The sequence below is a fragment of the Phaeovulum vinaykumarii genome (assembly GCF_900156695.1).
Classification (GTDB): domain Bacteria; phylum Pseudomonadota; class Alphaproteobacteria; order Rhodobacterales; family Rhodobacteraceae; genus Bieblia_A; species Bieblia_A vinaykumarii.
This window is the reverse complement of sequence record NZ_FTOM01000001.1, coordinates 188,151-200,332: the sequence shown is the minus strand read 5'-3', so window position 1 is coordinate 200,332 and position 12,182 is coordinate 188,151. Positions and strand designations below refer to the sequence as shown.

Sequence of the window (12,182 nt, the reverse complement as noted above, 5' to 3'; positions counted from 1 at the left end):
CTCCTTGGCGCGGCCTGGTCCGGGGAGGCTGGGGCGGGCGTTCAGGTTTCCCGAAACCGCGCCATTGCGCAAGGATCAGAGCGCCAGCCCCAGGTCCAGCTTCGAGCCGTCGCTGAAGCGCCCCCAGCGGAAACGCCTGAGGTCGTGGCCGGGCGCGCGCCCGCGCACCAGATCGGCCACCACACGCCCCATGCCGGGGCCGATGCCAAAGCCGTGCCCGCTCATCCCGGTGGCGACCACCAGCCCCGGCAGCGGCGCGTAGTCGACCACCGGCACCACATCGGGCATGACGTCGATCATCCCCGCCCAGGTCTCGGCCACCTGCGGCCGGCCCAGCGCGGGGAAGGCGCGGGCAAAGGAGGTCAGCACCCGCCCCAGCCGGTTCTGGTCGGGTCGCGGGTTGAGGATGCGCATCCGCTCGAACGGGCTTTCGCCGTCAAGCGACCAGCGCCGCGGGGTCGAGACGGCATCGGGATAGCCCGCCGGCGCCGGCCCCAGCAGCCGCGTCCCCGAGAGGTTGGCGCGCAGCTGCGGCAGATAGGCGCGCAGATGGCGAAAGCTGTCCGGGCCCAGGTGGAATTCGTGCCAGCCACCGGGCGCCAGCGTCAGCCCGCCATCGGCGCGCGGGCGCAGCGCGAAATCATGATCGGCCGCGGCGCCGGGGAAGGGGGGCGTCATCGGCGCCGTGCGCAGGACCGAGGCGATGACCGACAGCTGCGGGATCGACATCCCCTCGCGGCGAAGAAGCAGCGAAGACCAGGCGCCCCCGGCCAGAACCGCGCGGGTGGCGCTGATGGTTCCCGCCTCGGTCACCACGGCCGAAAGCGCGCCGGCCTTGCGCGAAAAGCCGCGCGCGGCGCAATGCTCGCGGATCGTGACCCCGGCCGCCCGCGCCAGCCTGGCCAGCGCGGGCACCGCCAGGAACGGCTCGGCGCGCAGGTCCGAGGCCGTCCACATCCCCCCGATCCAGCCGGCGCGATGCGGCATCAGCCGCGCCAGCGCCGCGCGGTCCAGCAGCGTGGTGTCCATCTCATGCGTGTGCGCCAGTGCCGTCCAGCGGGCGAAATCGGCCATCTCGCGGTCGGAGCCCGCCGGATAGAGCACGCCCGCCCGCGTCAGCCCGAAGGCATTGCCGGTCTCGGCGGCCAGATCGGCCCAGAGCCTGCGGCTTTCGAGCATGATCGGAAGTTCGGCCGCATCGCGCCCCTGCGCGCGCACCCAGCCCCAGTTGCGCCCCGATTCCTCGGCTGCGATCCGGCCCTTTTCCACCAGCACGACGCGTTCGCCCGCGCGCGCCAGGTAAAGCGCGGTGCAGACGCCGATGACGCCGCCGCCGATCACGACGACATCGGCCGCCTGGGGCAGGGGATCGCGGTGCGTGACCGCGGAAATGTCGTGAAAGGGAAACTCCATCGCCTCTGGCCCTCCGAAGCTGCGCCCGGAACGTCGTGAAAGGGAAAGCGGGCACCGCCCGGTTCCGGCCCCCAGGACAGCCTTGCGCGGCGGCGTGCGCCGGTCAAGCGCCCATCAGGTGCCGGTTCGGTGCTGCGCGCGGGGATCAGCGCAGCACCACCGCGACGGTGCGGAACAAGATCACCAGATCAAGGCAGAGATTGGCGTGTTTCTGGTAGATCAGGTCCAGCCGGGCCTTGCGCGGAATGCAGGCGCGGCAATAGATCGTGTCGGTTTCCGGGGCCGAACGGGCCCGCCCGACCAGAAGCGCCTCGTGGCGGTGATAATGCAGCGAGGCGAGCCCCGTCAGACCGGGGCGCGAGCGCAGCACCTCGGCATAGACCTCGGGAAAGCGCTCGACATACATCCGCAGCGGCGGGCGCGGCCCCACCATCGAGATATCGCCGCGCAAGACGTTGATCAGCTGGGGCAATTCGTCCAGCCGTGTGCGCCGCAGCCAGGCGCCGGTGGGGGTGATGCGGTGCGACTTGTCCCCGCCCGAGACGCCGCTGTCGGCGTCGTCCGGGGTCATCGAGCGGAACTTGTAGAGCAGGAAACCCCGCGTCGGCGTCTGCATCCGTTCGGACAGATAGAAGATCGGCCCCCCCTCGCGGCGCCAGATCCGCCAGGCGATCCATGCCCCCAAGGGGGCCAGCAGCACGATCAGGATGGACGAGGCCAGGATGTCGAACAGGCGTTTGGTCGGGGTCATGTGCTCTTTGCCGCTGGTCTCGGGGCGGACCTTGGAATGATCCCGAGTTCGCGCGTCATGCTTTGCGGCAGCGATGCCGCTGGGGCAAGCGAAAAAAGCCGCTCCAGCCGGGTGGTGTCCAGCGTGATGCGCGCCTGCGCCGTGGCCGGGGCCGGGCGGGGGGCGATCTCCAGCCCGGCGGCGGCGGCCAGCGCGTCCATGTGCACCGGGGCCGGCGCGGCGATGTTGAGCGCGTCGGGCAGGGGGGCGGGCGCGGCGGCCAGCGCGGCCAGCACCTGCGCCAGCGTGCGCGGCCCGATGTAGGAGCGCAAGGGCCCGCGCCCGTCGGCAAAGATGTCCAGCCCCGCCCGCGCCGCGCGCCCGGCGCGCAGGGCCGCCAGATGCGGCGCCAGCAGCGCATCGGCACCCGCGACATTGCCGATGCGCAGAAGGCACAGCTCGGGGGCGCCGGGGCTGCGCGCGGCCTGGCGCAGGGCCTCTTCCATGCGCGCCTTCATCGCCCCATAGGCGTTGACGGGGGTCAGCGGCGCGGTTTCGGCAAAGCCCGCGGGCGGCGAGGGCGCGCCATAGACCGCCGCCGAGGAGGCGATCAGCACCCGTCCGATCCCGGCCCGACGTGCCGCTTCCAGGCAGGCCAGCGCCAGATCGGTGTGATCGGGCATCGGCGCCTCGGGGCGCGGGGCGGCGCCGGCCAGGACGATCATGGCCCGCACCGGACCTTCGATCGCCAGCCGTTCCAGAAGGGGGGCGATGTCGCCCAGGGGGGACCAGTCGAGCCAGGCGGGATCGGCGGCCAGCGGATCGGAAGGCGGGGGATCGGAGGGCAGGGGATCCGAGGGCGGGGGGGATGGCCGCGTGCGGCGCTGCCACAGAAGCCGGGCGGGGGGCGGGCTGTCGGCCCAGGCGGTGCGGACCATGCCCCCCAGCCGCCCCGTCGCGCCCACCAGAAGCCACGTCGGCACCGGCGTAGGGGATGCGGAAGCGGGAGGGGAGAGGGCATGCGACATGCGCGATCCTTAGCGCGCCCGGCCCGCGCGCGCCACTGCCGGTCGGTTGGCGGGCGCATCATTGCCCGGCGTGGCCCGATTGCCCGGTGTGGCCCGGTGCCCCCCGCGCGGCATGGCCGCCTGACCAATGCGCGGCATGGCCACCTGACCCCCGCGCGGCAGGGCCGCCTGGCTCTTGCGCGGCATGGCCGCCTGACGTTTGCGCGGCATGGCCGCCTGACGCTTGCGCGGCAGGGCCGCGACGCCACGGCCGCGTTGCCATGCCCCCTTCGTGCGCGCGAACCGGCGCGGTTCGTGTTGCCCGCCCCCGGCATCTGTGGCAAGACAACGCAGGACTTAACCAGACGGATGAGCACAGGAATGCAGGATTTTGCCGCGCGCCGCACGATCATGGTGGATACCCAGGTGCGTCCCAGCGACGTGACGCGCTATCCCGTCATTGCCGCCATGCTGGCCGTCCCGCGCGAGGTCTATGTGCCGACCTCGCGGCGCGAGGCCGCCTATCTGGGCGAGAACCTCGAGATCGCGCCGGGCCGCGTGCTGCTCGAGCCCCGGACCTTTTCCAAGATGCTGGACGGTCTGGCGATCACGCCGGGCGATCTGGTTCTGGATGTGGGCTGCGGGCTGGGCTATTCGGCGGCCGTCATCGCGCAGATGGCCGAGGCGGTCGTCGCGCTGGAGGACGAACCGCTGGCCGGTCAGGCCCAGACCCTTCTGGCCGGCGAAGGCGCCGACAATGTGGCCGTGATCGCGGGGCCGCTGGCCGCCGGGGTGCCGGGGCAGGCGCCTTATGACGTGATCGTGATCGAAGGCGCGGTCGAGGAGCTTCCCGCCGCGCTGACCGATCAGCTGGCCGAAGGCGGGCGCATCGCTTGCCTCTTCCGCGACGGCGCGCTGGGCGAGGTGCGTTTCGGCATCCGGCGCGCCGGCAAGATCGCCTGGACGCAGGGTTTTCACGCCCATGCGCCGGTGCTCTACGGGTTTGCGCGCGCCCCGGTCTTCGCGCTCTGATCGCGGGGGCGGCCCGCGTTTGTGCCGGTCGTGTTGACCGGCGCCGGGGGGGGCGGCACCGGGGGTGAACATCGGGCGGACGCCGGGGCGCGGCGCAGGGCCGCGTTGCCAGCGTCGGGGCAAGACGCGACGGAGAAGTCATGCGCGCGCCCGTGCGGGGATGCGCGCGCGATCGGCAGCCCGATGCCCCTTCCGCGGGGCGGCTGCCGGACTATCGGGAGGCCAAGCGCGCCGGGGCCGGATCTCCGGGTCCGCGCTGACCACCCCAAGACCGGGCGCAAGATCCCGGCGCCGCCGACCCCCGCCGGCACAAGGGTCCGGATGCCCCCATGAGCTGGGGCGCGCGGGCCGGGGACTGGACGATTTGGGGCCTGATCGGGGCCCGGAGACATGAGGAACCGAGCCATGATGCGCTATTCCCGTAAACTCGTGCTGGCCCTGGGGATGGGGCTTGCCGGTCTGGGCACGACGACGGCTTCGGCCGAAAGCCTGGCCGACGCCCTGGTGGCGGCCTACAAGCATTCGAACCTGCTCGATCAGAACCGCGCCGTGCTGCGCGCCGCCGACGAGGACGTGGCCCAGGCGGTCGCGGATCTGCGCCCGGTGCTGCAATGGGCGGCCAATTGGTCGCGCACCTATATCGACAATTTCAACTCGACCGGGATCGACCGCGGCACCACCAGCGCCGAGCTGTCGCTGACCGCGCAGATGACCTTGTGGGATTTCGGCCGGACGCGGGCGTCGATCGACATCGCCAAGGAAACCGTGCTGGCCACCCGCGAGGCGCTGCGCGATATCGAACAGCAGGTGCTGCTGGGTGCGGTCTCGGCCTATACGCAGGTGCGGGCTGCCGTCGAGAACGTGTCGATCAACGAGAACTCGGTTCGCGTGATCGGCGAGGAATTGCGCGCCGCGCAGGACCGTTTCGATGTGGGTGAGGTGACGCGCACCGATGTGGCGCTGGCCGAGGCGCGGCTGGCCGCGGCGCGGGCGACGCTGGCGGCCGCGCGCGGGGAACTGGCCGCGGCGCGCGAAGCCTACAAGGCTGCGACCGGCTCCTATCCGGGCCGCCTGGCTGCCTTTCCCAGGCCGCCGAAACTGCCGCGCTCGCTCGACGAGGCGCGCGCCATCGCCCAGCGCTCGCATCCGGCGATCCTTCAGGCGCAGCGCATGGTGACGGTGGCCGAGCTGGGCATCGGTGCGGCTGCGGCCGAACGCCGGCCCGAGCTGACCGGCACGGTGCAGCTGTCGCATGACAATGCCTCGGCCGACACCTCCTATGTCGGGCTCGAGCTGCGCCAGACGATCTATGCGGGCGGCAAGCTGTCCTCGGCGCATCGCAAGGCCATCGCCAACCGCGACAAGGCGCGCGCCTCGCTCTTGCAGGCCGGCGTGAGCGTGGGCGAGAATGTCGCCAACATGTGGTCGCAGATCGGCACGATCCAGGCGCAGATCCGCGCCACCGACCAGCAGATCCGGGCCGCGCAGGTGGCCTTCCGCGGCGTCAAGGAAGAGGCGACGCTGGGCGCGCGCACCACGCTTGACGTGCTGGATGCCGAACAGGATCTGCTCGATGCCCGCGCCGCGCGGATCGATGCCGAGGCCAATCTTCAGGTAGCGATCTATTCACTCTTGTCGTCTATGGGTCTTCTGACGGCTGAGCACCTGAACCTCGGGATCCCGACCTATGATCCGGCCGCCTATTACAATGCCGTGCGCAATGCGCCGGTGACCTCGGTCCAGGGCGAAAGCCTTGACCGTGTCCTGCGCGCCATCGGCCGCAAATAGGCATCACGGGAATTCCGGTCTGATCGACCTTCGGTTGTGGCTTTGCCGCATGCATGTCAGTCGCGCCGCCCCAGGGGTGGCGCGTTCTGCTTGCTCTGCGGGGACGCCGCGGGCAGTGTGGAACCGGGCAGGGTGCCCGGTCGCGCAGGGCCGGGGTCGTCTCGATCGGGGCTGCGGTGGAGAGGGTGCCGCCGGGCGACACAAACGGGCTGACGCGGGAGGGCAGAATGTCTGAGCCCAGAACCACTACGGATACCAATGCCGAGATCGAGGATGTCCTGTCCTCGATCCGACGTCTGATTTCGCAAGAGCGTGCGCCTGCGGTGACGCCGGTCGCGGAGGCGGCGGCGCCCGCCGCGCCCTCGCATGTGCCGCCGCCCGCGGGTGCGATGCCCGGTGACGGGGCCGCGGGCCGGGATGCGATGGCGCCCGATCCGGCGCCGCAATCGGTCTTTGCGCCGCGCAATGCGCGCCCCGCGCCGCCGGAAGAGGCGCCGCATCTGCTTGAAGATCCATTGCCGCCCGCCGGCGAACCCTCCTTTGCGGATGACGCGCCCGATGTGGCGACCGACCTCGAGGAGGACCGTCTGGTCCTGACCCCGGCGCTGCGCGTGGAAGACACCGCCGCGGAAGAGGCCGCGCCCCAGATGGCGCCGGAAGTGGGCCCCGAATTGGCGGATGACCCCGCTCCGGCGACGCCCGACGGGCTGGATGCTCCTGTCGACGAGGCCGTCGAGGCTTTCCTGGCCGATGCCGCGCCCGAAGCGATGCTGCCCGATACGTCATGTCTCGATGCCGAGCTTGACCAGCTGGAAGACAAGATCGCGGCCATGGAAGCGGCCGTGACGCTCAGCGGTCAGGATTTCGAGCCCGAAGACGGCGGCGCGCCGCTTGCGGGCGACGGCCCGGATGTGCCGCAATGGTCTGACGATGCCGAGGATTTCCTGGTGTCGCTGGGCGCGCGGCGCGAGGGGGGGGCGCGTCCTGCCTTCGGTCCGGCCGCGGCGCCCGAGGAGGCCCCCGAAGCCCCCATGGCCGAGATGGTCGAGCCCGAGGAGACCCCCGCCGCCGTCCCCGAAAGCCTGATGGCGCATCGCGCCGCGCCGCCGGAGGCCGAGATGCGGCCCGAGATGGAGGCCGAGGTCGAGAGGGAGGCCGAAGCGGGGCCGTTGGTCCTGTCCGCCGATGCCACGCCGGAGGGCGCGGAGGCCGCCCCGCTGCCCGATCCCGACATGCCGGCGGACCAGTCTTTCGCGGCGGATCTGGCCGGTGCGCCGGAATTCGACGCCGATATTCCTGATGCGGCGGGTCTTGATGCCGATCTCGGTGCGTCCGATCCCGTGGATCCGGGCGCCGCCTTCGTCGACAGCCCTGCGGAACCCGCCGCGGAGTTGGGGGCCGATCCGGGGGCGTCGTTTGCGGCAAGCGCGCCCGAGATGGCCGAGGAGGTCGCCGTGCCTGCCCCCGTGGCCGCGGCGGAGTTTGCCGCCGATCCCGCGCCAGCGATGGCGCCGGACGATAGGACGCCCGCCGACATGACGCCCGCGGAGATGGCGCCCGACGCGGTGGCCGCCGATGCGCCTGCGGTCGAGTGGGAAGACGACACGCTGCATTATGACGCCCCGCCCGCAGATAATCCCGATGCGGGGCGCCCGCCTCCGGCTGCCGCGCCGGCGGATGCGGGGGGAGCGCCGCGGCGTCTGCATCTCGACGATGCCCGGCAGCAGGAGGCCGCGCCGGTTGCGCGCCGCCGCTCGAGCTATGAGGAGATGCGCGCCGAAGATCCCGATCCGGCCGAGGAGGGGATCTTTGCCGAAAGCGATCCTCTGCTGGACGAAGAGGCCCTGCGCATCCTGGTGTCCGACATCATCCGCGAGGAATTGCAGGGCACGCTGGGCGAACGCATCACGCGCAACGTGCGCAAGCTGGTGCGCCGCGAGATCCAGCGCGCCCTTGCCGGCCACACGCTGGAATAGCGCGCGACGGACAGGGCAGGTGGGAGCGCGCGCCGATCGTCGCGCCCTTTCCCGCCTGCCGTTTTTCTGGACAATGCCGCATGCCTGCGGGGCCGGGGGCGCCTTCGGCCAAGGCCCGCGCCGGGGGCGGCTTGGCGTGATCGGCTTGCGCCGGGCGCGGCAGGGCTTACCTCTGACGGCAAGCCTTGCTACACCCGGACCCGATCCGCGACCGTCTTTTCCGTCTCACCGTCTTTCCCGCCCCCCACCGTCTTTCCCGCCCCGAGGACCCGATGCCCCGCACCTTTCGACTGACGCTGGCGCAGCTGAACCCGACCGTCGGCGCCTTTGCCGCCAATGCCGCCAAGGCGCGCGCCGCCTGGGCCGCGGGGCGGGACGCCGGGGCCGACATGGTGGCCCTGCCCGAGATGTTCCTGACCGGCTATCAGACCCAGGATCTGGTGATGAAGCCTGCCTTCGTGCGCGACGCCATGGCCGCGATGGCGGCGCTGGCCGCCGAATGTGCCGACGGCCCCGCGCTGGGCATCGGCGGTCCGCTGGCCGAGGCGGGCGCGCTTTTCAACGCCTGGTGGATCCTTGAGGGCGGCCAGGTCCGCCATGTCCTGCGCAAGCATCACCTGCCCAATTCCGATGTCTTCGACGAATGCCGCCTGTTCACGCCCGGCCCGATGCCCGCCCCCTATGCGCTGAGCGCGGGGGGGCCGCGCTTCGGCAGCCCGGTCTGCGAGGATGCCTGGCACCCGGACGTTGCGGCGGTGCTGCGCGATGGGGGGGCCGAGCTTCTGCTGGTGCCCAACGGCTCGCCCTATCGCCGCGACAAGCTGGCGCTGCGCCTCGAGGTGGCGCGCGCGCGCGTGGCCGAAACCGGGCTGCCGCTGATCTATCTCAATGCCGTGGGCGGGCAGGACGACCAGCTTTTCGACGGGGCGAGCTTTGCGCTGGATGCGCAAGGGCGGATCGTGGCGCAGATGGCGCCCTTCGAGGAAGGGCTGATGCATCTGGATCTGCGCGCCGGGGCCTCGGGCGGCTGGGAGATCGTGCCCGGCACCTGCGCCCCCCAGCCCGAGGCGATCGAGCAGGATTATCACGCCATGGTGCTGGGGCTGCGCGATTATCTGGGCAAGTCGGGCTTTGGCAAGGTGCTGCTGGGCCTGTCGGGCGGGGTCGATTCCGCGCTGGTGGCGGCGGTGGCGGCCGATGCGCTGGGCCCCGAGGCCGTGCGCTGCGTGCTCCTGCCCTCGGCCTATACCTCGCCGACCTCGCGCGCGGATGCCGAAGGGGTGGCCGCGCGGCTGGGCTGCCGGCTTGACGAGGTGGGGATCGAGGGTCCGCGCGCCGCCGTGACCGAGGCGCTGGCGCCCCTTCTGGCGGGCCGTGCGCCGGGCATCACCGAGGAGAACATCCAGTCGCGCCTGCGCGGCCTTCTGCTGATGGCGCTGTCGAACAGCTTTGGCGAGATGCTGCTGACCACCGGCAACAAATCCGAGATGGCGGTGGGCTATGCCACCATCTACGGCGACATGTCGGGCGGCTATAACCCGTTGAAGGATCTCTACAAGACGCGGGTCTTCGCGGCGTGTCGCTGGCGCAACGCCCACCACCGCCCCTGGATGATGGGCCCTGCGGCCGAGGTCATCCCGCCGCGGGTGATCGACAAGCCGCCCTCGGCCGAATTGCGCGAGAACCAGCGCGACGAAGACAGCCTGCCCCCCTATGAGGTGCTCGATGCGATCCTCGAGCGGCTGATCGAGGGCGATCAATCGGTGGCCGAGATCGTGGCGGCGGGGTTCGACCGCGCCACCGTCAAGCGGGTCGAGGGGCTGCTCTATGGTGCGGAATGGAAACGCTATCAATCGGCGCCGGGGCCGCGGCTGACGACGCGCGCCTTCTGGCTGGACCGGCGCTATCCCATGGTCAACCGCTGGCGCGACGACAGTTGACGCGCCGGCCCGCCCGGCCCGGCCAGCCCGTAGGGCGTTGTTCTGAAACGATATTCCAACGAAAAAGGCCGCCGGTTTCCCGGCGGCCTTCGTGTCTGTCCGACGCGGGCGCGTGGATTACATCATGCCGTCCATGCCGCCCATGCCGCCCATGCCGCCGGGGGCAGCCGGTTTCGGCTCGGGCTTCTCGGCCACCATCGCTTCGGTGGTGATCAGCAGGCCGGCCACCGAAGCCGCGTCTTCCAGCGCGGTGCGGGTCACCTTGGCCGGGTCGATCACGCCGAACTTGAACAGGTCGCCGTATTCCTCGGTCTGGGCGTTGAAGCCGAAGGCCAGGTCGGTCGATTCGCGGACCTTGCCGGCCACGACCGCACCGTCCACGCCCGCGTTCTCGGCGATCTGACGCAGCGGGGCTTCCAGCGCGCGGCGCACGATGGCGATCCCGGCGTTCTGGTCGGCGTTGGCGCCGGTCAGACCTTCGAGCGACTTGCCCGCCTGCACGAGCGCCACGCCGCCGCCGACGACGATGCCTTCCTGCACGGCCGCACGGGTCGCGTTCAGCGCGTCGTCCACACGGTCCTTGCGCTCCTTGACCTCGACTTCGGTCATGCCGCCCACGCGGATGACGGCCACGCCGCCGGCCAGCTTGGCCACGCGCTCTTGCAGCTTCTCGCGGTCGTAATCCGACGAGGTTTCCTCGATCTGGGTGCGGATCTGGGCCACGCGGGCTTCGATCTCGGCCTTGTCACCGGCGCCGTCCACGATGGTGGTGGCGTCTTTCGAGATCGACACCTTCTTGGCGGTGCCCAGCATGTCCATGGTGACGTTCTCGAGCTTCATGCCCAGATCGTCCGAGATCACCTGGCCGCCGGTCAGGATGGCGATATCCTGGAGCATGGCCTTGCGGCGATCACCGAAGCCCGGCGCCTTGACGGCGGCAATCTTCAGGCCGCCACGCAGCTTGTTGACGACCAGCGTGGCCAGGGCTTCGCCTTCCACGTCCTCGGCGATGATGAGGAGCGGCTTTTGCGACTGGATGACCGATTCCAGCAGCGGCACCATCGGTTGCAGCGACGAGAGTTTCTTCTCGTGCAGCAGGATGAGGCAATCGTCCAGTTCGGCGACCATCTTGTCGGGGTTGGTCACGAAATAGGGCGACAGGTAGCCGCGGTCGAACTGCATGCCTTCGACCACTTCGACTTCGGTCTCCATGCCCTTGTTCTCTTCGACGGTGATGACACCCTCGTTGCCGACCTTCTGCATGGCTTCGGCGATCTGCTTGCCGATGAAGTCCTCGCCGTTGGCCGAGATGGTGCCGACCTGGGCGACTTCATCGCTGTCCTTGACCGGACGGGCGGCGGCCTTGATGGCCTCGACAACCTTGTCGGTGGCCAGGTCGATACCGCGCTTGAGGTCCATCGGGTTCATGCCCGCGGCCACGGCCTTCAGGCCTTCCTTGATGATGGCTTGCGCCAGCACGGTCGCGGTGGTGGTGCCGTCGCCGGCCTCGTCATTGGTGCGCGAGGCGACTTCCTTCACCATCTGCGCGCCCATGTTCTCGAACTTGTCGGACAGTTCGATTTCCTTGGCCACCGAGACGCCGTCCTTGGTGATGCGCGGGGCGCCGAACGATTTCTCGATCACCACGTTGCGGCCTTTGGGGCCCAGCGTGACCTTGACCGCATCGGCCAGGATGTTCACGCCCTTGAGCATGCGGTCGCGCGCGTCGGTCGAGAATTTGACTTCTTTCGCCGTCATGTTGGATGTCCTTTGAATTCAGATGTCAGGGAAGGGGCGCGATCTCAGGCGATGATGCCGAGAATGTCGCTTTCCTTCATGATCAGCAGCTCTTCGCCTTCGATGGTGACTTCGGTGCCCGACCATTTGCCGAACAGCACGCGGTCGCCGGCCTTGACCGACATGGCGATCAGTTCGCCCGAGTCCTTGCGCGCGCCTTCACCGCAAGCGACGATCTCGCCCTCGGCGGGTTTTTCCTTGGCGGTGTCGGGGATGATGAGGCCGCCCTTGGTTTTCTCGTCGCTCTGGACGCGACGGACCAGGACACGGTCATGCAGCGGTTTGAAAGCCATCTGGTATGCTCCTCGAGACCAGTTTTTAACCTTTTGGCACTCGCACGGGGTGAGTGCCAACAGCGGCGAGATAGGCAGCGCGACCGAACCTGTCAACGTCCCGGTGACGATTTCCGGTGAAAATTTTTTGCGTCCTCCGGTTTTCGCGCCCCCCCGGTTTTCGCGTCCCCGGGTGCGATTTGTCGGTGCGCCGGTGCCGGGCTGTT

9 protein-coding genes are annotated in these 12,182 nt (G+C 70.3%); 4 read left to right on the top strand and 5 right to left on the bottom strand.

The genetic code is table 11. The annotated features are described in order from the left end of the window. Nucleotides 1-75 precede the first annotated feature (75 nt). The 3 genes from BW949_RS00960 to BW949_RS00950 all read right to left on the bottom strand — a co-directional run bounded on the left by BW949_RS00960 (nt 76) and on the right by BW949_RS00950 (nt 3,126). Nucleotides 76-1,413, bottom strand: coding sequence for an NAD(P)/FAD-dependent oxidoreductase (locus BW949_RS00960; RefSeq protein ID WP_076363060.1), 1,338 nt, complete (start codon nt 1,411-1,413; stop codon nt 76-78). Between the two features lie 145 nt (nt 1,414-1,558). Next, complete coding sequence (locus BW949_RS00955; protein WP_076363059.1) at nt 1,559-2,164, bottom strand: sugar transferase; 606 nt, start codon at nt 2,162-2,164, stop codon at nt 1,559-1,561. Beyond that, entirely contained in the window at nt 2,161-3,126 is a 966-nt protein-coding gene (locus BW949_RS00950) for an NAD-dependent epimerase/dehydratase family protein (RefSeq protein ID WP_083947510.1), read from the bottom strand. The genes BW949_RS00955 and BW949_RS00950 overlap by 4 nt, the downstream gene beginning before the upstream one ends. 405 nt (nt 3,127-3,531) lie before the next feature. Here BW949_RS00950 and BW949_RS00940 point away from each other — a divergent pair, with 405 nt between their 5' ends. The 4 genes from BW949_RS00940 to BW949_RS00925 all read left to right on the top strand — a co-directional run bounded on the left by BW949_RS00940 (nt 3,532) and on the right by BW949_RS00925 (nt 9,886). Continuing rightward, on the top strand, nt 3,532-4,182 hold the full coding sequence (locus tag BW949_RS00940; RefSeq protein WP_076363056.1) for a protein-L-isoaspartate O-methyltransferase family protein: 651 nt from the start codon (nt 3,532-3,534) through the stop codon (nt 4,180-4,182). Nucleotides 4,183-4,590: 408 nt separating this feature from the next. Beyond that, on the top strand, nt 4,591-5,970 hold the full coding sequence (locus BW949_RS00935) for a TolC family outer membrane protein (RefSeq protein ID WP_076363665.1): 1,380 nt from the start codon (nt 4,591-4,593) through the stop codon (nt 5,968-5,970). A 227-nt stretch (nt 5,971-6,197) separates the two neighbouring features. Beyond that, nucleotides 6,198-7,946: a hypothetical protein gene (locus BW949_RS00930; protein ID WP_097176944.1), complete on the top strand. Its 1,749-nt coding sequence runs from the start codon at nt 6,198-6,200 to the stop codon at nt 7,944-7,946. A gap of 272 nt (nt 7,947-8,218) precedes the next feature. Beyond that, nucleotides 8,219-9,886, top strand: a complete 1,668-nt coding sequence (locus BW949_RS00925) for an NAD+ synthase (protein ID WP_076363054.1) — start codon at nt 8,219-8,221, stop codon at nt 9,884-9,886. A gap of 117 nt (nt 9,887-10,003) precedes the next feature. On the opposite strand, the gene groL is transcribed toward BW949_RS00925, so the two are convergent. Both groL and groES read right to left on the bottom strand, forming a co-directional pair. Then, the gene (gene groL / locus BW949_RS00920) at nt 10,004-11,644 is read right to left on the bottom strand and encodes a chaperonin GroEL (protein ID WP_076363053.1); all 1,641 of its coding nucleotides are present in this window, start codon (nt 11,642-11,644) and stop codon (nt 10,004-10,006) included. Between the two features lie 44 nt (nt 11,645-11,688). Next, complete coding sequence (gene groES, locus BW949_RS00915; RefSeq protein WP_076363052.1) at nt 11,689-11,976, bottom strand: co-chaperone GroES; 288 nt, start codon at nt 11,974-11,976, stop codon at nt 11,689-11,691. Between the last annotated feature and the right edge of the window lie 206 nt (nt 11,977-12,182).

Bases quoted from the DNA above. Each gene is read 5' to 3' on its own strand.
- BW949_RS00925 (WP_076363054.1), top strand. From the start codon at position 8,219: ATGCCCCGCACCTTTCGACTGACGCTGGCGCAGCTGAACCCGACCGTC.
- BW949_RS00930 (WP_097176944.1), top strand. From the start codon at position 6,198: ATGTCTGAGCCCAGAACCACTACGGATACCAATGCCGAGATCGAGGAT.
- groL (WP_076363053.1), bottom strand. From the start codon at position 11,644: ATGACGGCGAAAGAAGTCAAATTCTCGACCGACGCGCGCGACCGCATG.
- BW949_RS00960 (WP_076363060.1), bottom strand. From the start codon at position 1,413: ATGGAGTTTCCCTTTCACGACATTTCCGCGGTCACGCACCGCGATCCC.
- BW949_RS00955 (WP_076363059.1), bottom strand. From the start codon at position 2,164: ATGACCCCGACCAAACGCCTGTTCGACATCCTGGCCTCGTCCATCCTG.
- BW949_RS00935 (WP_076363665.1), top strand. From the start codon at position 4,591: ATGCGCTATTCCCGTAAACTCGTGCTGGCCCTGGGGATGGGGCTTGCC.
- groES (WP_076363052.1), bottom strand. From the start codon at position 11,976: ATGGCTTTCAAACCGCTGCATGACCGTGTCCTGGTCCGTCGCGTCCAG.
- BW949_RS00940 (WP_076363056.1), top strand. From the start codon at position 3,532: ATGCAGGATTTTGCCGCGCGCCGCACGATCATGGTGGATACCCAGGTG.